The 21,944-nt window shown below is 67.8% G+C and carries 12 protein-coding genes; 5 read left to right on the forward strand and 7 right to left on the reverse strand.

The window, feature by feature from the left end; genetic code table 11:
• Window positions 1–51 precede the first annotated feature (51 nt).
• On the reverse strand, window positions 52–4,545 hold the full coding sequence (locus tag ACSC1S_RS18830) for a DUF7997 domain-containing protein (RefSeq protein WP_435365637.1): 4,494 nt from the start codon (window positions 4,543–4,545) through the stop codon (window positions 52–54).
• Window positions 4,546–4,696: 151 nt separating this feature from the next.
• On the opposite strand from ACSC1S_RS18830, the gene ACSC1S_RS18835 reads away from it, so the two are divergent.
• Window positions 4,697–6,718 carry an alpha-amylase family glycosyl hydrolase gene (locus tag ACSC1S_RS18835; RefSeq protein WP_435365638.1) on the forward strand — a complete coding sequence of 674 codons (2,022 nt, stop codon included), beginning with the start codon at window positions 4,697–4,699 and terminating at the stop codon, window positions 6,716–6,718.
• On the forward strand, window positions 6,711–9,128 hold the full coding sequence (gene gghA / locus ACSC1S_RS18840) for a glucosylglycerol hydrolase (RefSeq protein ID WP_435365639.1): 2,418 nt from the start codon (window positions 6,711–6,713) through the stop codon (window positions 9,126–9,128). Before ACSC1S_RS18835 ends, gghA begins: the two co-directional genes overlap by 8 nt.
• A gap of 18 nt (window positions 9,129–9,146) precedes the next feature.
• On the opposite strand, the gene ACSC1S_RS18845 is transcribed toward gghA, so the two are convergent.
• A complete protein-coding gene (locus ACSC1S_RS18845; protein WP_435365640.1) occupies window positions 9,147–10,037 on the reverse strand; it encodes a universal stress protein in 891 nt (296 codons plus the stop codon).
• 177 nt (window positions 10,038–10,214) lie between these two features.
• On the opposite strand from ACSC1S_RS18845, the gene ACSC1S_RS18850 reads away from it, so the two are divergent.
• On the forward strand, window positions 10,215–10,661 hold the full coding sequence (locus tag ACSC1S_RS18850) for a DUF5518 domain-containing protein (RefSeq protein ID WP_435365641.1): 447 nt from the start codon (window positions 10,215–10,217) through the stop codon (window positions 10,659–10,661).
• A gap of 156 nt (window positions 10,662–10,817) precedes the next feature.
• Here the strand turns inward: ACSC1S_RS18850 and ACSC1S_RS18855 are convergent, their stop codons facing one another.
• Window positions 10,818–12,206: a phenylacetate--CoA ligase family protein gene (locus tag ACSC1S_RS18855; protein ID WP_435365642.1), complete on the reverse strand. Its 1,389-nt coding sequence runs from the start codon at window positions 12,204–12,206 to the stop codon at window positions 10,818–10,820.
• A 138-nt stretch (window positions 12,207–12,344) separates the two neighbouring features.
• Between ACSC1S_RS18855 and solA the strand changes: the two genes are divergently transcribed.
• Window positions 12,345–13,487: an N-methyl-L-tryptophan oxidase gene (solA, locus tag ACSC1S_RS18860; RefSeq protein ID WP_435365643.1), complete on the forward strand. Its 1,143-nt coding sequence runs from the start codon at window positions 12,345–12,347 to the stop codon at window positions 13,485–13,487.
• On the opposite strand, the gene ACSC1S_RS18865 is transcribed toward solA, so the two are convergent.
• The 3 genes from ACSC1S_RS18865 to ACSC1S_RS18875 all read right to left on the reverse strand — a co-directional run bounded on the left by ACSC1S_RS18865 (window position 13,488) and on the right by ACSC1S_RS18875 (window position 19,724).
• A complete protein-coding gene (locus ACSC1S_RS18865; protein WP_435365644.1) occupies window positions 13,488–14,927 on the reverse strand; it encodes a sensor histidine kinase in 1,440 nt (479 codons plus the stop codon).
• A gap of 75 nt (window positions 14,928–15,002) precedes the next feature.
• Entirely contained in the window at window positions 15,003–17,486 is a 2,484-nt protein-coding gene (locus ACSC1S_RS18870) for an efflux RND transporter permease subunit (protein WP_435365645.1), read from the reverse strand.
• 45 nt (window positions 17,487–17,531) lie between these two features.
• Window positions 17,532–19,724 (reverse strand): COG1361 S-layer family protein, encoded by a 2,193-nt coding sequence (locus ACSC1S_RS18875; protein ID WP_435365646.1) that lies wholly within the window; start codon window positions 19,722–19,724, stop codon window positions 17,532–17,534.
• 180 nt (window positions 19,725–19,904) lie between these two features.
• On the opposite strand from ACSC1S_RS18875, the gene ACSC1S_RS18880 reads away from it, so the two are divergent.
• Window positions 19,905–20,867, forward strand: a complete 963-nt coding sequence (locus ACSC1S_RS18880) for a carbohydrate kinase family protein (RefSeq protein WP_435365647.1) — start codon at window positions 19,905–19,907, stop codon at window positions 20,865–20,867.
• On the opposite strand, the gene ACSC1S_RS18885 is transcribed toward ACSC1S_RS18880, so the two are convergent.
• Complete coding sequence (locus ACSC1S_RS18885; protein ID WP_435365648.1) at window positions 20,856–21,938, reverse strand: M24 family metallopeptidase; 1,083 nt, start codon at window positions 21,936–21,938, stop codon at window positions 20,856–20,858. The genes ACSC1S_RS18880 and ACSC1S_RS18885 overlap by 12 nt on opposite strands.
• Window positions 21,939–21,944: the final 6 nt, after the last annotated feature.

Consider the following 21,944-nt stretch of genomic DNA (forward strand, 5'->3'; position numbering starts at 1 on the left):
TGCCCTGACTGTCGGTCGAAGTAGGTGGGGACTCGGACCGACTGTCCCCGGTCAGTCGTCGCCGTGGACCGTCCGCTCCTCTGCTTGCAGGCTGCGCTGGAGCATGACGGTGCCCACGTCTGCCAGACTCTCACCCGGGCTCGCGGCGATGACCTCGACGTCGCCCTGGTGCGGGGCGCACTCGAGTTCGACGCTGTAGGACGCGTCTTCGACCGTCACGAGGGTTCGGTCCGCGGCGGTCTGGACCAGCACGTACTCGGCGTTCGTCTTCCCGGTCACCTGGACGGTTCGCTCACCCTCGTCGACGCTCACGTCCTCGACCGAGAGCGCGGGCGGGACGCGCGCGGCGTTGGAGTCGAGGTAGCGGTCGGCGATGAACTCGGGCGTCTCGATGGGTTCGCCCGCGTCGATGCTGTCCGCGAGGCGGATGTACTGGGCCATACTCCAGGCCAGCGGCGTGGCAGCGCCGGTGCCCTCGCCGAACTCCCAGCCGTACTCGGTCTCGTACTCGCGGTCCCAGACCTGCTCGGGAATCATCCGGCCGGAGTTCGCGAAGCCGGCCATGGTCTCCAGCAGGTTCTGCGGGGCGAGGTCGCCCGACTTGGTGCCCTTGCGGAGCTCGTACTCGGCGCGCTCGCCGGTGAAGATGGGCCAGAGGCGGCCCTGGCCGAGGCGGTCGAGGCCCCACGGCGCGCCCTCGTCGGGTTCGCGCTCGCCGACCTCGCCGTAGCCGTCGCCGTTGTAGCGGTACCAGGCGGGGCCGTGCGGGGTGTCGACGCGGATGGTCTCGTCGACGACCTCGACGGAGTTCTCGACGACCGGGTCGTCCCACGGCAGGATGCCCAGACGGACGAGGTCGAGGAAGCCGGCGTCGATGATGGCGCGTTCGTCCAGCGTCGGCCCGTGGTTGGCGAGTTCGCGGCGGGTGCCGCTGTCGGGCTCGCCGTTGCGGGTGACGCGGACGTAGTATGGCGTGTTGTCGATGCGGTTCGTGCCGGTCGTGGTGGCACACCAGCGTTCGACGCCGCGGCGGTAGGCGTCGGCGTGGGCGAGGAAGTTGATGGCGTCGGCGGTCTCGCCTTCCTGGCTTGCGAGCCAGGCGGCACACGCGAGGCCGGAGATCTCCGCCGCGATGGTGCTCGGCGAGAAGCCGGCCTCCTCCTCCCAGCGCTCCTGGCCGCTGTCGGGGCCGGAGCGGACGAGGTACTCTGCGGAGGCGGCGACGTGCTCGTAGTCGTAGTCGGCCTCCTCGAAGGTGATGTCGTGGCGCTCCCAGAGCTGGTAGGCCATCACGGACGGGAAGGCGACGTTGTCGAGCTGTTCGCCGCCCCAGCGGGTGCGCCCGTCGAGGTAGGTGTTCTGGGGCAGGAACCCGTTCTCGCGCTGCTGGTAGTTGTAGATGTACGCCAGCGAGTCGGCGGCCTCCTCGACCTTGCCGACGGTCTCCAGCGCGGTGAACACCTGATAGAGGTCGCGGGCCCACGAGAAGTTGTAGCCGAAGTCGGTCGGCTCGTCGTTGGGGACGGCGTCGCCCCACGGGACGGACGGGCTGGCGATGCCAGCGCCGCGGAACGTCTTGTCCTCGACCGCCTTGAGGACCATGACGGCGGCACGGTACTGGTTCGCGAGTTTCGAGGAGCCCTGCACCGAGTCCGGCAGCTCCACGTCCTCGATGAACGCCTGCCAGGACGTGACGTAGCCCTCGCGCACGGAGACGAACCCGCCCTCCAGCGCGTCGCCGGCGGCGGTCAGGGCCGCATCCGCGTCGCCCTCGGTGGCGAAGCCGAGTGCGAGCGTGTCGGCGACCGAACTCACGCCCGACCCGAGTCGCCCGAGTAGGATGACGTTGCCCTGGGCCGAGTCGTCGGCACGGTCGATGGCCGACGCGTCGCCGCGGAAGAGGTCCGCGACGTGGGCGGCGTCAGGGGTGCCGACGGCCGCCTGGTCGAACGACCGGCTCGATGCGAGGCCGATGGCGATGTCGTACTCCTCGCCGTCGGGGTCGACGATGGCGTTGTCGAGGTACTCCGGCGTGTCGTCGACTGCGGTGACCGCGTACTCGTCGTCGTCGCCGACCACGGACGCGCTGTCGTGTGCGCCACTGTTGGAACAGGAACTGTCGGCGACCGCGTACACGTCGTACTGGTTGTCGTCGCGGGCGGAGAACGACACGTCGCCGACGATGGCGTCGCCTTCGGGGTCGGTGACGTACTCGACGGTCAGTTCCCACTCGTGGGCGTCGTCGTTCTCGGTGATGGTCTGGCGGTAGACGAGCGCGTCGGTCCCGACCATCTCCGTCCGTCGAGTGAGGGTCTCGGCGTCGTCGTCCGTCCGGTGCTCGTTGTGGGTCCGGGCCGCGTACCCGCCTTCGGAGTCGACGACGAGGAAGTCGAGCGTCTTGACGTTCATCAGGTCGACGCGCGGGAATCGCGGCTCGGTCAGCGCGCCCTCCGTGAGGGTGAACCAGACGTGGGACTTCGGGTCGTCGTGGTCCGGGACGGTGCCGACCCCGTACTTCTCACCGGACGTCCAGGTGGGCTGTTCGTCCGGCCCCGACGGGGCGGCAGCCGTCTCCGGGCCGAGCGCGCCGAGCTGGTCGAGTTCGACGATGCCGGCGAGCCGGAGGCCGTGGGCCCACGCCAGCGGCGAGGCGCTGTCCTGGGTCCCGTCGGCGAAGGACTGCTCGGCGAGGTAGCCGTGCTCGCTGACCAGTGCGCCGCCGGGCAGCAGCGGTTCGAGGAGACCCTTCGCGCGGTCGACGAGTTCACCGACCGCGCCGCGTTCGGGGTCGGGGTCGTACTCGTCGAGCAGGGCGGCGAGTTCCGCGGTGCCGACGACGCCCCAGGCGGTCGCGACCGACCACACCTTGGGTTCGCCGTCCGAGTCACTGCGCCAGGTGTCGCGCTCGTACCGGGCGAGCCCGCGGCCGTCGCCGACGGGCTGTTCCAGGGCGTCGAGCGTCGACTCGACGTGCGAGAGGAGTCGCGTCACCTGCCCGGTGGAGAACTCGGGGTCGCTGCCGTGGTCGAGCTTCGCGTAGGCCCGGTAGGCCGAGGCGATGGCGAGCGTCGCCACGTCGAAGCGGTCGTGGACCGGCTCGCCGTCCCCGGAGAGGCGGCGGGCGAACACGCCTTCGTCCTCGTGCCAGAACTCGTCGAGCCGGTCGACCAGTTCGAGTGCGCCCTCCCGGGCACGTGCGGCGAGGTCGTCCGCGACCGGCGCGAGGGCGACCGTCGCGTAGGCGTCGAGCGCGGTCGCGACGCCGTGAACGAACCGCCCCGTCTCGTTCTCCCAGACGCTCTGGTACCGGCCGAGTTCCTCGCCGCGGAACGTCTCGTCGAGGCCGTCGAGGCCGCTGGCGATGGCTTCCTCGACCATGCCGTGGTCGGCGGCACTCGGTTCGTCCGCCCGCAGGTAGCGCGCGAGGAACGTGACTGCTCGTGCGGCCTGGTCCGGCTGGTAGGCCGCCGCGTCGGATTCGAGGTTTCCGTTCGCCCAGCCGGGGGCGAGCGCGCCGTCTTTCGGCCAGACGCGCTGTGGCCACGTCCCGTCCGGAAGCTGGCTCTGACAGAGGAACCGGACCGCCGCGTCGTGGTCCGGGCTGGCGTCGCCGAGGTCGAACGTGGTGTCGATGCCGAGCAGGGCGTCGCCGACGACCGCGTGGTCGCGGAACCAGGTATACCCGTACCCACCGGACGATTCGGCGAACGGGTCGTACTCGGGTGCCTTCATCAGTGCGCCACTCGGCGACCGCAGGAGGCCGAGCGTCCGAAGGTCCGCGCCGACGGCGTCCCGGTAGGGCATTCCCGACAGGCCGTCACGGCGGGATTCGGCGACCGCCCGCAACGACTTGTCGGTCGGGTGGTGGTCCGCGACAGCCCGGAGGTGTGCCAGGGCGTCCTCGCGGTCGGTCTCGGTCCGGTCCGAAAGCAACGTGACGAGCGTCGTGTGCGCGAGTTCACCTTCGGAGTCGAAGGGGGCGGCGACCCGGACGGTGTCACCGAGCGGGTCCCAGCCACCGAGTGCGAACTTGCCGAGGTCGCTCTCGCCGGTCCCGCGGTCGAGGCCGGTCGAGGCCGTGACGTAGTCGTGCTCGCGGTCGTGGTACACCTCCACCGCGTCGTCGTGGGCGAGCTTGCCGCCGGGCTGGACGCTCCCGTCCGGGACGAACGACAGCGAGGCGACCAGGTGGGCGTCCTCGGGAATCGCACCCCGTAGCTCGACGTGGGTCATGTGGGCACCCTCGAGTGTGAGGTCGTACTGTCGGGCGGTCCAGTCCCCTGCCTCGTGTTCCGTCACGACGAGCGTCGTGTCGCGGTAGTACTCCTGGCGAACCGTCTGAATCTCGTCGAGCCAGGTCACGCTATCCGAGGTCCAGACACCGAACCGTGAGTCATCGAGGCCGTAGAGGCCGGAGAGAGGGTAGGAGTGATCACGAATCGACCCGTCTCGCTCGACGAAGACGAGTCGCCCGTCCGCGCCGGAGAACAACCCGTTCGTCGTGGGGCGCTCACCGTCGATGCGTCGCCCCTGTTGTGTGCGCATGGTTGGTACACATATTTCTTCAAGGTTGAAAAAATAGTTGGTACCCACCAATTTCAACTGTCTCAACCGCTATAACGGCTTCTCAGGTCCCGGAAACGGCTGTCACTGTGGGAATCGAAAAAACAATACTACTCGTGTGATAGTAAATTATATGCACCATCCTGGGCCACCGCGATTCACCGAGGTCGGCGCAACGCTCGAACTGGCTCCGCGTGACCCGGATCCATCCGGATTCTACTCGTGGCGCGTCGCAGACGCTCCGGCAGAGTCCGACGTGACGGTCGGCGACGACGCCGTCGAGTACGTCACACCTGACGCTGAAGGCACCTACACGTTCGAACTCGACGCACCCGACGGCACGCACCAGCTTACCGCCCGCGTGTACCACGAGAGCGACGTCGAGCGCACCCACGTCGTCGAACGCGAGGACGAACCCGCCCACGCGAGCGGTTCCGGCGCGTTCGGCTCGGGGGCGCACGCGACCACCGACCCCGAGGGTCGTGAGGGACGCCCGCGGGTCCGACTCGACGGTGCCGTCTCCGGCGACGAACTCGTCTTCTCCGCGACGCCGCAGGCCAACCCGCAGAGCGAGGCCGATGCGGACTCGCTCGACGTCGAATTCTTCGTCGACGACCGCGACCGTGACGACCTCTCGGGCGACCTCTCTGTCTCTGGCTGGGAAGCGACCGTCCCAGCGTCGGCCGTGGGCGACCGCCTGCGTGTCCACGCCGTCGCCATCGGCGCGACCCACAGCGTCGCCGACACGGTCGACGTGACCCGCGACGACTCCGGCGACCTCGCGATTTCGCGTCCCAACGACGTGCCGGAGTGGGGCAAGGAGATGACCCTGTACGAGATGTACGTCCGTGCCTTCGGCGGGGACGGCCCGCAGGGTGACGCCGACGCGCCGCCGGAAGCGGCGGAGGGCCCGACCTACGACTCCAGTTCAAGCCAGTACGACGATGCACCGGACGTGGCGTTCCGCAAGGGCGACGGCCGGGTGTTCCAGCGGCTCGCAGAGCGTGTCCCCGAGATCGCCGAGCTCGGGCTGAACACCATCTGGCTCACGCCCATCCTGCAGCACGACGGCTGGGCACACGGCTACAACATCACGGACTTCTTCAGCATCGCCGAGGACCTCGGCACCCGCGAGGACTTCGAGGCCTTCGTCGACACCTGCCACGACCACGATATCAACGTCCTGTTCGACCTCGTCCTGAACCACTCCGGGCGCGAGCACCCCTACTTCAAGCAGGCGCAGGAGCCCGAGGACCCGTACCACGACTGGTACGAGTGGGACGAGAACGGCGAACCCGGGACCTACTTCGACTGGCCGTACATCGCGAACTTCGACTACACGAACCTCGAGGTCCGTCGGCACCTCCTCGACGTGGTCGACGAGTGGGCCGACGTGGTCGACGGGTTCCGCTGTGACATGGCGTGGGCGGTCCCGCGCCCGTTCTGGCAGGAGATCCGCGACCGCGTGAAAGAGCAGGAGGGCGAGTTCCTGCTGCTCGACGAGACCATCCCCTATCTGCCGGAACTGCACGAACTCGCGTTCGACGTGCACTTCGACACGACGCTGTACCACAACCTCCGCCAGGTCGGCCAGCGCCAGGCGTGGGGCGTGAACGTCGTGGAGGCCATCGAGGGCCGGGCGGAGACGGGCTTCCCGGACCACGCGAACTTCATGCTGTATATCGAGAACCACGACGAGACGCGCTACGTCGAGGAGTGCGGCCGAGCCGCGACCTTCGCCGCTGCCGGCGCGCTCTGTACCCTGCCCGGGATTCCGATGCTGTACGCCGGCCAGGAGATCGGCGAGACGTGGCGGCGCGAGGAGGTCCACTGGGACGACGTCGACGAGGAACTGTACAACCACTACAAGACGCTTCTGGCGACCCGCGAGGAGACACCGGCACTCGGCGCGCAGGGCGAGTTCGAGCGCGTCGGCTACGAGAGCGACTCGAATGCCGTCGTCGCGTACGCCCGCGAGGCCGAGGAGCGATACGTCGTCGTGCTGAACTTCGGCGACCGCCCCGTGAGCGTCGACCTCGACGAGGCAGTCGTCCCCGGCGACATCGTGTACGACGAGGCCGGTGGCCACCCGACGACCGAGGTCGAGGTCGAGAGCGTCGCCGTGTTCCCGGCGGCGGAGGGACGGGATGACTGAGACCGACACGCCGCGGCTCCTCGAGGAACCGACCGGGGAACTCTGCGCCTGGACCTGCGAGATTCAGTCCGAGTACGACGACGAGTTCCGTGCTGCCCAGCGCATCACGGAGCGACTCGGCGCACATCTCGTTGAGGACCGCGCCGAGGTCGGCTTCTGGACGCCGGAACTGCTCGACAAGGAGGTTCCCGCCGACGCGGTCCACCTCGAGGTGCTGACCGCGACCGAACCCGTCGACTTCACCGCCGAGGCGACGGATGCCTCGTTCGAGCGAACCCTCGTCGAGACGCGCCGCGAGGGCGAGTTCACCTGGGCGGTCGTCGAGGGCATGCGCGCCGGCACGCGCGACGAACTCGGCTCCCTGTACCGGCTCTCCTACGAGACGGACGAGGGTCGCGAGACCATCGTCGACCCCGTCGCCTACTCCGTCCCGTTCGGCTCCTACGGCCCGGCCGAGTTCTACGACATGGACCAGCTGGATGAGGAGCGCGCCGACCGCGAGTACTTCGAAGATCTCGCCGAGAAGGAGTACGCTACCACTGAAGACGAGTGGAACGACGACGTGCCCCGGTTCGAGCCCTCGACCAGCATGCTGGAGATCCATCCCGGCACCGCGACCGAGGCCGGGAGTCTCGGTGGGCTCGCCCGCAAGTACGCCGAAATCGGCGAGAAGCAGCGCCAGGGCGAGGAGCTGACCCCCGCCGAGCGCAACTTCGTCGGCTACGACGCGGTCCAGGTCATGCCCATCGAGCCCATCACGGAGCACGGCGAGCGCGACCCGCACTTCGAGCTGGGCGTGGATGCCAGCGAGGATACCGAGGGCGAGGTCGATGTGACCCTGCGCCGCCCCGACATGATAAACTGGGGCTACGACATCGTCATCAGCGCCTTTTCAGCGACCAACCCGGCCATCCTCGAATCCCGGCGACCCGACGAACTCGTGGACTTCATCGCCACGCTCCACAACCTCCCGGAGCCGATGACGGTCACCTTCGACCTCGCGCTGGGCCACGCCGACAACGGCGGCCTCGACCTGCTGAACGACTACTTCTTCGCGGGGCCCGGCATGTACGGCCAGCATCTGGACTACACCCAGCCGGTGGTCCGGGCGCTGCTGCTGGAGATGCAGCGCCGGAAGATGGAGTTCGGCGCGGACGGCATCCGCGTCGACGGGGCCCAGGACTTCACCGTCTGGGACCCCGAGGCCGAGGAGGAGTACCACGACGACGAGTTCCTGGCAGAGATGGACCGGCTGACCTACGAGGTCGCCGGGCAGGAGTACCGCCCATGGATGATCTTCGAGGACGGCCGCCCGTGGCCGCGCCCGGACTGGGAACTCGCCTCGACCTATAGGACGCTCATCGAGCAGCACCCGCACTCGTTCCAGTGGAGTCCGGTCACGTTCGCCCACAACACACCCGCGCTGCTCACCTTCTGGGCGACGAAGTGGTGGCGCGTCTTCGAGGTCGCTGACTTCGGCTCGCAGTGGATCACCGGCGTCGCCAACCACGACACCGTCAGGCGGGGAACCCAGCGCCGGGTCGACGATTCGTGGGACTCCGACGCGGAGAACCCCTATCTCGGTGACTCCCTGCCGGAGGCCATCGACCGCGCCTACGACAATCCCGCCTCGGGAATGCTGTTCCACGCCTTTTTACCTGGGGTCCCGATGGACTTCCTCAACGCCAACATGCGTGGCCCGTGGGGGTTCATCCGCGACACCGACGAGACGTGGGACGTGAAGGTCGTCGCCGAGGAGGCGAACTTCCTCGACTGGCAGGTCCCTGAAGGTGTGTACGAGGACTCGGACTACTTCCCGCGCCTGAAGGCGCTCGGCTTCGAGACCAAGGAGGAACTCAAGGACTTCGTCGATTCACTCGAACGCTTCGTCGACGCGACCGACTACGACCTAGAACTCATCGGCACGCTGTTCGACGAGATGGGCGTCCCCCTCGAAGACACCAGTCCCGCGGGCCTGCACGAGTTCGCGGACTCGTGGATGAAAGACGTCCAGGCGTACGCGAACCTCTCGAACTGGCACGCGAAACAGGGCGACGAGCGCACCGCCTTCGACCGCGAGGTCCGCGAGTTCCGCCAGGACCGCCCGTGGCTCCGCACCGACATCGACGTCCACGGCGACGAGACGTTCGACTACATCCACCCGACCGAGGGCACGGTGTGCTACTTCGGCTACCGACGCGCCCCCGACGAGAGTGAGGAACTGCTGTTCGTCGCCAACATGGAGGGGACGGCCGTGACGGTCACACCGACCGACCTCGCCGACGACTGTCCCGAGGACGGCTGGGAGCTGGCGATAGCCGCCCCGGGCGTCGACGAGGAATCGGTCGCCGCTGCTGGCGAGACGACGCTGGCAGACAGCGAAGCGGTGCTGTTCCGGCGGGAGCCCTGAGACAGGCGGTTTCGCTCGCTATTCTTCTCCCTGTTCCTCGTCTTTCGGCCCGTGCAAGCCAACCACCGGAACTGGCGACCGTCTGACCACCCGCTGCGTGACGCTTCCCAGCAGTTCGGCCGTCAGCCCGGCGCGCCCACGGGTGCCCATGACGATGCAGTCGGCACCGGTCTTCTTGGCGTGCTTGAGGATGGCCGAGTGAGGGACGCCCCACACGAGCGAGCGCTCCACCTTCGAAACGCCGAGGTCGGTCACCCGGTCCACGGCGGCGTCGAGCGTGTTCTCACCCGCGTCTTCGAGCGCGTCGTTCAGCGTGCCCGTGCTCACACCGTCCCAGCCGGGGGCGGGCTCGATGACGTGGAGGATGTCGAGGGTCGCACCAGTGGCCACGGCGAGGCTCGCCGCGTGGTCGACCGCGGCCAGTGAGGGTTTGCTCCCGTCGGTCGGCGCGAGGATGCGGTCGAAGGTCGGGCGGTCGCGTTCGGTCTCCGCACGGACGGTGAACACCGGAATCTCGGACTGCCGGAGGACCGACTCCGTGGTGCTCCCGAGGGTCAGCCGGTCGAGGCCAGTTCGACCCTCGGTGCCCATGACGATGGCCTCGATGTCCATGTCGGCGGCGTAGTCGAGCAACGCCTCAGTGACGCCGTCGTCGGTCTCGAGGATGGCGGTCTCCACGTCCAGTCCCTCGGCCAGTGCGGACTCCCTGGCTTCGGTGAGGAACTTTTCGGCGGCTTCGGTCAGGACCGTGTCGTCGGGGAGCGCGACGCCGAGCGGGGGCGACCACTCCGTGAGTACCCACACCAGGTGGACCTCGGCACCGAAGCGACTGGCGAGCCCGGTGGCGTACTCGGTGGCGTTCTGCGCGACGTCGCTGCCGTCGGTCGGGACGAGGAGCCTATCGAACATGTGTCTACAGGTGAACAGAGGGGACAGAGGGAGGTCAATCGGATGGTCGGTTCCCAGTAGGTGGGGATGTCGACCCGGCTACGACGAAGACAGCCGGGCGAATGGGACCCCTGTGAAACACACTAAATCTCAGATTGCGGAGAAGACTTATCCGGGAAGAAATACTCGGTTACCTATATGACAGGACAAAGAATAAACTCGGCTGGCGTAACAGAAAACTGGCGATACAGCCTCCCGGGCGGCGTGGTTGCCGCGGCGCTCGTGGCACTGGGGTACACCGAGACCGCGCCTGACGTCTCCCTCGGAGCTGTGCTCGTCGTCGGAATCGTCGTCGGGTTCCTCTCGAAACGACACTACGGGTCCAGCAAGGGGACCGGCGTCCTGACGGGTCTCATCGGAGCGCTGCCCGTCCTCTTGTCACTCGGTCACCTTCTGACCGCGACGTCGGGCCTCGCTGGCCCTGCCTGGTTCACCATGGCGGGCACGGCGATGACCGTGTTCATCGGTATCGCCGTCGCAGTCATGGGATTCGGGCTCTCGGCACTCCTCGGTGAACTCGGTGCCCGTATCGGCGGTGCGCTCACGAGTTCGGGCGCGCCCCCGCAGACGGCGGCGAGTCAGTAACGCGCCTGCTGTTCCCCCGCGGTCCTCCCTCGCGCACGAACACTTTTCTGGCCCGCCGGTCGTCGAGGAGTCCGATGGACCTCGGCACCGAAGCTGGGTGAACCGGTCGGGCCGTTCTCAGGAACATTGGTCGGGAGGTCCCCCACGATTGGCCTGTCAGTCGGTTTCCGACCACACGTGCCGGAACTTCCCATCCGGGTCGCGAGCCGGTGGCTCGGCTGCCTGCTCGATACCGACGCCCGTGAGGCCCTGGCCCCGAAGGAACGACGCCAGTGCCTCCTCGACCTGCGCCCGCACTGCCGTCTCGTCGGCATCCTCGGCCACCTCGAGCCGGACGCGCAGGGACTGTGGGCCGGTCTGGCAGAGCTGGGTCCGATAGACGCCGTCGACCTCTTCCACGATGCTCGAGATCGCGAGTGGGAAGATTGGAACCTGCGCTCCCGCCTCGGCCTCGAAGCGCAACACGTCACCCTGTCGACCCTCGACCGTGAGGACGGGGAACGGACTGCCGCAGGGACACGGCTCGTCGTTGATGGTGACGCTGTCGCCCAGGTCGTACCGAACCAGCGGCTGGATGCGGTTCGCGAGGTTCGTCAACAGGACGGTCGCCGACGGGTCACCGGGCGGCACGGGTTGGTAGTCCTCGTCGACCGGTTCGAGGACGAGCCAGTCCGTGTTCGCGTGGAGGTTCCCGTGGGCGCACTCACCCGCGATACCGGTGAACTCGGTCGCGCCGTACAGCTCCCGGACCGGACAGCTGAAGACACGCCGAAGCTCGCGTTTTCCCGCCGCCGTAATCGGTTCGCCACTGGGCAAGACGAGCGCGGGCGAGACCTTCAGCCGCCCCGCCCGGCGCTCCCGGGCGAGTTCTTCGAGCACCGTCGAGTAGCCGAAGAGGATGGCAGGCTGGAACTCGTTCAGTTCCGTCACCACCTCGGTGAGGGGTCGCTTCGGAGAGAACAGCCGAAGCCTGTGCTGGAAGAACCGATGTTCCCGGCGCAGTAACGCGGTCCCTGACGCGGCTGCGTAGTGTGCGCGGCCGATGGCGAACTCCGCGATTCGCAGGTCGTGTCTCGCGAGCCGTGTCGCCGACCGGAGGTCGAGCAACGACGGGTGCGTCCACCGGTCACTCACCGCGTCGGCAACCGTCATCGCCCGGTCGTCCTGCAGGAAGATACCGGGTTCGCCGGTCGTTCCCGTGGTCGTCCAGACGGGGTAGCACCCTAGCAAGCGGTGCCCGACCTTGGTGGGGTCGGCGATGAAGGCGTCGACCTCGGCCCGCGTCACGGCCGGGTCTGTGACCACGTCGTCGAAGTGCCCCATCAACTGCGATTTCGTCACCGGCGGCAGCTTCCGGAAGGTGTCGTAGGAGGGCGTCAGGTCCCCGTACAACTGCTTGTAGAACCGCGAGTTCCGTGCCACGAACGCGAGGTGGTCCTCGAGCCGCCGGCGCTGACGGCGCTCGATGCGGCGTCGGCTCGCATGTGTCGCTCCCAGCGCGTCCAACCGGATACACACTGACTCCCCCGGGTGCATGTGGGACATCTCGTAGTAAGTAGGCGCTCAGCGGAGAAAGCCGGTCCCCGGATACCTCCACCCTGTGGGGTGGTCGCTCCGTTCCCAGCCCGTCGACAGCGGCGACTCGCCGGGAGCTTTTTGGCCCACCCACGGGGGAGTGTTGGTATGGCAGCCAGCGAGCGATACGAGACCATCGTCGTCGGCGTCGGCGGCATGGGCAGCGCGACCGTCGACCACCTCGCGCGCCGGGGCGTCGACGTCCTCGGGCTCGAACGCTACGACATCCCGCATTCGAAGGGGTCCTCGCACGGGGTAACGCGAATCATCCGCCGGCCGCAGTTCGAGGACCCGGCGTACGTCCCACTGGTCGAGCGCTCGTTCGACCTGTGGGAGGACCTTGCGGAGACCCACGACCGGGAACTCCTCGTCAGGAACGGTTCCATCGACGTGGGTCCCGCGGGCAGCGACATCGTCCGAGACTCGCGCGACTCCTGCGAGCAGTACGGCTTCGAGTACGAGGAACTCACGGGCGAGGAACTCGGCGAGCGCTTCCCCGGCTACGACCTGCCCGAGAATTTCCGGGCCATCTACCAGCCCGACGGCGGCTTCGTCGTCCCCGAGCAGTGCATCATCGCCCACGTGAACCGCGCCCACGAGCACGGGGCGGAGATCCACGCCCGCGAGCAGGTGCTCGGGTGGGAACCGACCGAGGACGGGGGCGTCACCGTCGAAACCGACGCGGCGAGCTACGTGGCCGACAAGCTCGTCATCACGGCCGGCGCGTGGGCGGCGGACCTCGTTCCACAACTGGAGGGGCTCGCGGTCCCGGAACGGCAGGTGCTGGCGTGGCTCCAGCCCGAGGTTCCTGCATCCTTCCAGCCCGAGAACTTCCCGGTGTTCGTCATCGAGACCGACCTGGGCCACCACTACGGGTTCCCGGTGTACGACGTGCCCGGGTTCAAGTTCGGCTGGTTCAACCACCTCGAAGAGACGGTCGACCCGGACACGATGAACCGCGAGCCGACTCCCGAAGACGAGCGCGTCCTGCGCGAGTTCGCAGAACAGTACTTCCCGGACGGTGCGGGGCCGACGATGCGGCTCTCGACGTGCATCTTCACGAACACCCCCGACGAACACTTCGTGCTCGACACGCTCCCGGAGCACCCACAGGTGACCGTCGGTGCGGGCTTCTCGGGCCACGGGTTCAAGTTCGCCAGCGTCGTCGGCGAGATTCTGGCCGACCTGAGCGAGGAGGACGAGACGGACCACGACATCGACCTGTTCGACATCGAGCGGTTCGACGGGTAGTTACGTGGCTGCTTTCTGCAACTCGACGAAGACGATGCTCCCTTCGGGCTCGTTGTCCTCGACCCAGATGTCGCCCCCGTAGGCGGTCACGAGTTTCTTCGCGATGTAGAGGCCGAGGCCGGTCCCTTCGCTATCCAGGCTGACCGTCCCGCGGTCGAAGATACGCTCTTTCAGGTCGTCGGGGATGCCCGGGCCGTTGTCCGCGATACCGACGACTACCGACCCATCTCTGTGTGCCGTCCGTACCGTGAGTTCCGGGTTCGGCCGGTCGCAGTGCTGGACCGCATTGTTCAGGAGGTTACCGAACACCGACGAGAGCATCGGATTCGCACACACCATCACGTCGGTATCATCGCCGACCTGTTCGATAACGGTGTTCTCGAACGACTTCTTGACTCGTTCTATCTCCGGTTCCAGTGCGCTGGAGAGATGGATGGGCTCCAGTTCCAGCTCGCCGTCTTTCTGGGTGATTATCTCGACCACGTCCCGGACCGAATCGGTCAGCCTGAGGGTGTGGTCGCTCGCCGTCGTCACCCGCTCGAGGTGCTCGCCGAACTCGCGTCGGAGCAGGTCCAGCCAGAGGTTGACGATGGCCATGTCGTTCCGGATGTCGTGGTGGATGAGCCGGTTCAACAGGGCGAGTTCCTCGCGCTGCTCCCGGAGGGCCTGCTCCGTCTCCTTGCGCGCCGTGATATCTATCGCGACACCGGTGATGACGGCCGGCTGGCCGTCCCCGGTCCACTCCGTCGGCCGGCCCACGTCGTGGAACCAGCGGTAGTCGCCGTCGGCGGTCTGGATGCGATACTCGATCTCGTACCGGTCGGTCTCCTCCCGATAGAGGGCTCGCATCGCTTCCATCGCATCCTCGTAGTCGTCCGGGTGCAAGCGGTAGGTGAAGTCGGTGTAGTGGTCGAAGCCATCGGGCTCGAAGCCGAGCATCCGCGCCTTGTTCGGGTGGAAGCTGACGCGGCCCGAGTCGACCTCCATCTCCCACCAGCCGAGTTCGCCGACCAGCATGGCTTCGTCCATCAGCGCACTGTACTCGTCGTACTCTCGCTCGAGTGCATCGCGCCGAGTGTCGTCGTGGACCGTCAGCAGGACCGTCTCGTCCGCGCCCGGCATCGGTTTCGCGTCGATGACGACGGGCCGCTCCGTGTCGTCCCCCGTGACGAGCGTGGTCTCGAAGGTGACCGACGCGTCGCTCTCGGTGGTTCGCCGGAGGAATCGGGCCACGGTCTCAGCGTCGTTGTCGGTGCCGTCCCCGACCAGCGTGGCGATGTCGGAGCCGACCACGTCGTCCGTCTCGACCGCCGCGAGCTGGCAGAAGGCCTCGTTCACGGCGACGACCTCGTCGCGAGCCGTATCGTAGCCGACCAGACCGACGCCGATCGAGTCGAACAGGGTTCCGTTCGTCACAACCTCGTCTTCGAATGTTGTCATCGGCGCACTGTCTCTCGAGACGTAGTACGTATCCCGGTAGGTTAGAATACTACCACGATATGTCCAGTACGCTGTTTATCCCTCCCGGTGCTGCCCGGGAACTGCCGTCTCGAACCGGACGGCGTTCCAGGCCGCGAGCAGCCGGGCCCACAGGACTATCGCGGCCGGCGTCACCACGAGTGCCGAGGCGTACGAGTAGAACACGCTGAGCGCGACCACGAGCCCGAACTGCCCCAGAATCGGTGTGATTGCCAGCCCGAGGACGCCGATACCGGAGACGGTCGTGAGCATGCTCCCCGTCAGTGCCCCGCCGGTGCCGCGCGTCGTGTTCTCCAGGGCGGCGAACACGTCACCTGTCTCGGACAGCTCTTCGGCGACCCGGTGGATGACGTGGGCCGAGTAGTCGATACCGAGCCCCAGTGCGACCGAGAACACGGTCGCGGTCAGCGCGTTGAATGGAATCCCCAGCAAACGCATCGAGCCGGCGATGAGGGCGATGCTCACGGCGATGGGGAGCAGGTTGACGATGCCGAGCGAGCCCATGCCGAGCGTGAGTCGGTAGATGAACACGAGGAACACCGCGGTGAGGACGAGCGCGATGACGAGGCTGTCGACCGCCGTCTCGAAGATGAGGTCCGAGACAGCCTGGAAGACGACGATGGTCCCGGTCGCGGTCCCGGTGAGGCGGTGGCGGCGCGAGAGCGTGACCGCGTCCGCGGCGACCTCGCGTTGCTCCGCGTCTGATTCGACCCGGTAGACGATACGCGCGCTCCGGAAGTCCTCGGTGATGTACGTCAGTGTCGTCTCGCGGACCGGCGAGTCGAGGAGCGCCTCGTATATCTCTTCGAGGCTGTCGTCGGGAATCCCGTTGCCGTCGATGTCGTTCCGTGCCACCAGCCTGGCGAACTCGGGGTCGCGCTCGGCGTACATCTGGATGACCGTCACGATACTCTCGGCGCGGGCGTCGCGCCGGTCCGTGATGACGGTACTCGGTGGATCGCGCCCGGCGCGCTGGATGGATTCGAGGGCGAAGTCCTCGGTGAGTGGCCCCTCGACGAGTACGGTCACCACGTCGTCCTCTGCGGATTCGAAGTTCTCCTCCAGGAAGTCGAGCGTCTCGGGTGTGGTGTACTCGCCCGGTCGGAAGGGCTCTGGCAGGCTCGTGATGTACTCGGGCTGGTCGGTCCGTGGAAGGAAATCGTCCTCGGAGAACGAGGTGTCGATGCCGGCCCCGTAGCTGGCGGACGCACCGGCGACGAGCAGCACGACGACCAGGAACACACCGGGAGCGCGCCGGGCGACGACCACGCCGACGGGGAGCACCGCCCCGAGGACGGACCCCTCTTGCCCGAGTGGTCGTTGCCAGAGCGAGGGGATGCCGAGGCGGTCGCGTTGCGTGTCGGTCCAGACCTTCGCGGCGGGCAGGAACACCCCGAACACGAGGAAGGTGAACGTGATGCCGACCGCGGCCGTGATGCCGAAGTCGGCGATGGGTTTCAGGCTGCTGGAGGCGTTGGCCGCGAATCCGATGACCGTTGTCCCCGTGACGATGAAGAACGCGACCAGCAGCTGGCGACCTGCGATGTCCATGGAGACCGTCGGTGAGAGGCCCTTGACCCGCTCCTCGCGGTAGCGGTTGACCACGTGGATGCCGAAGTCGATGCCGACCGCGAGCAACAGCGGCGGAACCGCGACCAGCAACTGGGTGAACGCGATGCCGGCGAGCCCGAGGAACCCGAACGTCCAGACCAGCGTCATGGCGAGCGAGAGTATTCCCAGCGCGAGGTCTGCGGGGTCACGGTAGGCGTAGACGAGGAACACGAGGATGAGCAACGACGCGGCGGGCACGATGATGAGGAGGGAATCGGCGATGACCGTGGTGGTCTCGGCGGCCAGCACGCCGCTGCCGAACACCACGATGTCCGCAGTAACGACGCTCTGCATGCGGACCTGCAGCGGCGTGAGTGGGTCGTCCGACCCGCTCCCTGCCGAGGGCGGGTCCGTCGGGAGCGCGTGCTCGACGAGAGCGATGGTCGCCAGCGCGGTGCCAGCCCGCGCGTTGAAATCGTCACTCAGGAGTGCCCGGAACGCCGGGTTCGTCGCGGCCCGGTCGACCGCGAGGTCGAGTTCCTCGGGCGAGGCCCGTTCGACCGCGTCGACCTGCGCGTCGAGCGTCGTCGCGGTGGAATCGAGTTCCTGTGCGACGAGGCTCGCGGCGCTGCTGGTCGACTCGACCCGGAAGCCGGGGTCGTCCTCGATGCGTTCGAGCGTCGTGAGCATCCGCAACAGCGAGGGCTTCGCGAGCACGTTCTGGCTGGACTGTATCAACTGGGTGGTCCCTTCGGCGGGGTCGAACGGCGGCTCGAACAGCCCCTGGACCTTCTCCAGCGCGGTCGTCGACGGGAGGTCCTCGGTGAAGCCCTCCGTCCCGGCGTCGGTCGACACTGCAGGGAGGCCGGTCGCGAATCCAGCGGTGACGACGAGGAAGGCGACGATGACGGCCCCGGGTCGGTCGACGACCAGTCCGGCGATTCGCCGGACGAGATTCTCGCGCGTCACGCCTCGCCCCCGTTCCGGGCGGCGCTGCCCACCAGCCCGCCAGTGTCAGTCATCGTCCCCTCCGGGAATCTGGCCACCGGTCGGCATGTCGGCGGGGGGCTCGTCGGGCTGTCCGCCGTCACCCAGGGCGGGTATCTCCTCGCGCCGCTTTCGCGCCGCGTTTGCCCGCTTGCGAAGGCCACGCCAGACGTACAGGACGCCCCCGAGGAAGACCAGTACCGCGAGCAGATACCACACCCACGTCGGGATGGTGAACCCGCGCGTCTGCGGCTCGACGACGGTCACGCCCACCTGGAACGTATCGGAGAGCTTCGTCTCGCCGTCGGGTTTCTCGAACAGCAGGTCGACCGTCACCGGGTAGCGCTTCAGTTGGGCGCTCCCGCTGGCACTCACGGAGAACAGCAACTCGACGCGCTCGCCCGGCGCGATGGACTCGACGAACGCCGAGTCGTCCTCGGCGCTCAGTGGGTCGGTAGCGAACAGCCGCGCATTGACGTTCCTGACGACCTCGTCGCGGTTGTTCGTCACCACGACGACGACGTTCCCCGTCCGGCCGACGGTGACCGTCGCGTTGCCCGACACGACGGCGAACTCGTCCCGGCGCTCCTCGACCAGCACCGTCGCCGGCAGGTCGTCGCTCTGGCGACGGTCGTCCTCGACATCGCGGTACTCGACGGTGAAATCGACCTGACGCGGCCCGGGGTCTGCCGTGTCGCGGACCTCGACCGGGAACTCGAACGAGGCGTTCTGGCCGGCAGCGAGCGCCCCGACGGCGTAGGTCGTCTCGGTCGGGACGATGGTGTCGGACTGGACGGTGAGTCTGACGATGGCATCGCTGACGTTTCGTGGCCCGAGGTTCGTGACCAGCCCCCTGATGACGCCGTCCTCGTAGTCGACCCGGAGCGTGCTTGTCAGGTCTGAGATGGTGAATCGCTGTTCGGGGTCGGGCCGGACCGGAATCGAGAACGTGGTCGAGTCGACGACGTCACCGTCCCGGTCGGTGTACGTGACGCTCCCGCGGAACGCGTAGGTGTCCGGAATCGCCTGCTCGCCGGCGTCGACCCGGAAGGTCACGCGCTCGCGCTGCCCCGGTTCGAGGTTGCCGACGAACCGACCGTCACGGTTCGACCCGGTGAACGTCAGGTCGCCGCTCTCGCTGGTGACCACGACGGTCGCGTCTCTGGCAACGTCGAAGCCGACGTTCTCGACGACGAACGAGACGACACCCGAGGAGCCGACCTGCAGGTCCGAGCCCGCCGAGACGACCTGGAACCGGGCATCGACCGTTATCTCGACGACCATCGGGAAGGTGACGACCTCTTCGCGGTAGGCCAGCACCCGGCCCTCGTCGTCGACGGTATCGACCGCCTCGTACCTGACGACGAGGTCCAGCTCGTAGAATCCGGGCGCGGCGTCTTCGTCGACGGAGACCCTGACGGGCGCTTCCACGACGTCCCCCTGGTCGACCCAGCCGAGCGGGACCACGTCAGTCCGGACCTCGATGGGGACGCCGGACGATTCGAGCAACTGGACCTCGACGTTCCGCGCGCTGGTGACGAGTCGCTCGGTTTCGAGGCCGTTCCCGTTGCTCGACGGGAACAGGCTGATGCCGCCCCCGTCGTCAACCTCTACGACCTCCGGGCCGGCCCCGTCGTTGACCACCTGGAACCGGAGGGTCGCCTCCTCGTCGGGTCTGAGATAGTTCTCCGGCAGGTAGGGCGTGACGTGCGGGAACCCGAACGAGAGGCTACGGTCGTCCTCCTCCTCGAAGAGGTCCTCGATGGCCCGCTGGAGTTCGCGCAGGGCGTCCTCGATGACCTCTGGGTCGAACTCGGTCAGGTTCGAGTGGTTCGTCTCGTTGTGCCAGTCCTCCAGCGTCTTGTTCGTCAGCCCGTACACCGTCTCGTTCGCCCAGTACCGGACGTCCTCGTGGGTCCAGTTGCTGGCGTTGTGCAGGTGTTCGAGCGAGTCCAGCACCCGTGTCGCGTTCCACCACGACTCGTTGGCGACGCCGGTCTCGTTCGCCCAGCGGTCCAGTTCCTCCAGCACCCGTGTTCGGTTCCAGGTTGCGTTGTCGGTGAGCGTCTCGTCGACGTCCGCGAGCGTGCCGACCGGCTCGATGGTGGCGCTGGAAGCCGCTGGCTGACCCGGACTCGCGGCGACGACGGGGCCCAGCGTCGTCGAGACGAGCACGAGGAGGACCAGGACCACTGCTTCGAGGGTCGTCGCTCGCGACATCTATTCGTTCACTGAGGGGTACGCGCGCGAATCGCATATACTTATTTAGTAGTTGACAGGAAATCACCGCGGGGTGCCGTACTAACCTGCCCGTGAGGGGGAGTCGACACCGGGAGGAGCGGGATGGAGACATTCGCCAGGTGAGATGGGTTTACCTGTTCCCACCGAGAATCGACGTGCATGACCGACCCACGCATCCTCGTCGCCGGCGAGACGCTCGTCGATTTCCTCCCCGAGCGCGTCGGCCCGCTGACTGAGGTCGAATCGTTCGACAGACGGCCCGGCGGTGCCCCGGCCAACGTCGCGGTGGCGCTCGCCCGACTCGGCCACACCCCCTGGTTCTGGACCCGCGTCGGCGACGATCCCTTCGGCGAGTTCCTGACCACGACGCTCGAAGACGAGGGCCTTCCCCCGAGATTCGTCGAGCGCGACCCCGACGCCCAGACGACGCTCGCGTTCGTCACCCACGACGCCGACGCCGACCGGTCGTTCTCGTTCTACCGCGACCGGACCGCCGACACCCGGCTGGAGCCTGGCCGGATTCCCGACGAGACCCTGGAAGCGGCCGAAACGGTCGTCTGCGGGGGTGTCACGCTCGCCGCGGGCCCGTCCCGCGAAGCCACGCTCGACCTGCTCGCGCGGGCCCAGGCCCACGATTGCACGGTCTGGTTCGACCCCAACTACCGCCCGGAACTCTGGCCCGACGACGACTTCGCGGCGGTTGTCGGTGACGCGCTCTCGGACGTGGACGTGCTCAAGGCCACCGACGAGGAACTGGAACTGCTGGAACTCCGGGGCGAGACGGCGGCGGAACTCGCCGACGCGGCCACCGAAGTCGGCCCGCACACCGTCTTGATGACCCGTGGCGCAGACGGCTCCGTCGCGTTCTCGACCGCCGACGCCCCGTGGGGTGAGACGACGGCCGAACATCACGGCTATCCGGTCGAACCCGTCGATGCGACCGGCGCGGGCGACGCCTTCCTCGCCGGCGCAGTCGCTGCAGTGGACGATGGAGAGCGAGATATCGAGGAGGTTCTGGCGCATGCGAACGCTGTGGCGGCAGTCGCGACCACCGCCGCGGGTGCGATGACCGCGCTGCCGTCCGGAACGGATGTGGGTGCGTTCCGGGAGTCAGCGTCGTAGCGGTTTGGCACGCGTCAGGAGTCCCTCGTGGCCGACGGGTTCGTACGTCTCGGTCGGCCAGTCATCGGGCCGGGTGAGCACCTCGAAGCCGTCTTCCGTGACGAGTACCGTGTCTTCGCTTTTCGCGCCCTGTACCGTCGGGTTCCAGGCGTAGGCCTGCGGGAGTTCGACAGTATCGTCGCTGTCGGGCGTGGCGACCCACTCCCGCCCGGCGAAGCCCGCGGCACCACCCTGGTGGTGGTTGCGCCACTCGCCGGGGTAGCCGACCGACTCGTACGCCTCCTCGATGGCGGCGAACACGTCGCCGGCAGTGCCGCCCGCGCGGCCGACCTCGCGGGTCGCGGCGAGTGCGGTCGCCTCGACCGTGGCTGCGGCGTCGTGGCGGTCCGCGAGCCACTCGGGCTCGTTGAACACCACGGTCCGGGTCGTGCTCGCACAGAGGCCACCGCGGGTCGCGGTCACGGAGACGAGCGCGTAATCGCCCAACTGCTGGTCCTTCGGCGTGTAGTGGCGCCACGTCTGTGCGCGCTCGCTGCCGCCGACGAGGGCGACCGGGGAATCGATGCCCTCGCACATGAGCTTCTCTCGAAGCGATGCGGCGACGGCTAGTTCGGTGTCCGTCGGCTCGGCCTCGCGGCAGACCGCCTGAATCGCGTCGGCCACGTCCGCACCGAGGTCGCGGTAGGCCTCGATGTCCGCCTCCGTGAGCGGCTGTCTGAGCGCGCTCGCGTCGACGGACTCGAAGCCGGGCACGTCGAAGTCGGCCGCGGCGGGCGTCTGGCTCTGTTCGGCGACGACCTCAGCCAGCGAGGCGTCGTGCCAGACGAAGGGGTGAACCGGGTCGTTCACCTCCTCGGCCCGGAGGCGTTCGGCCTCGATGTCGTTCGTCAGGATGCGAACCGAGTCGCCGTCGTAGCCCGCGGCTGCGACGCCGATGTCGCCGGCACGGTCGACGACGTTGTCGCCGCCGGTCAGCCAGGCGAACGAGTTCGGACGGGCGAACCAGACTTCCTCGAGGTCGCGCTCCGCGAGGAACGCGTCGAGTCGGTCGAACTTCGTTGCTCTACTCATGCTAGC

The organism is Haloarchaeobius pelagicus (assembly GCF_051207375.1).
In the GTDB taxonomy this organism is placed as follows: Archaea; Halobacteriota; Halobacteria; order Halobacteriales; family Natrialbaceae; genus Haloarchaeobius.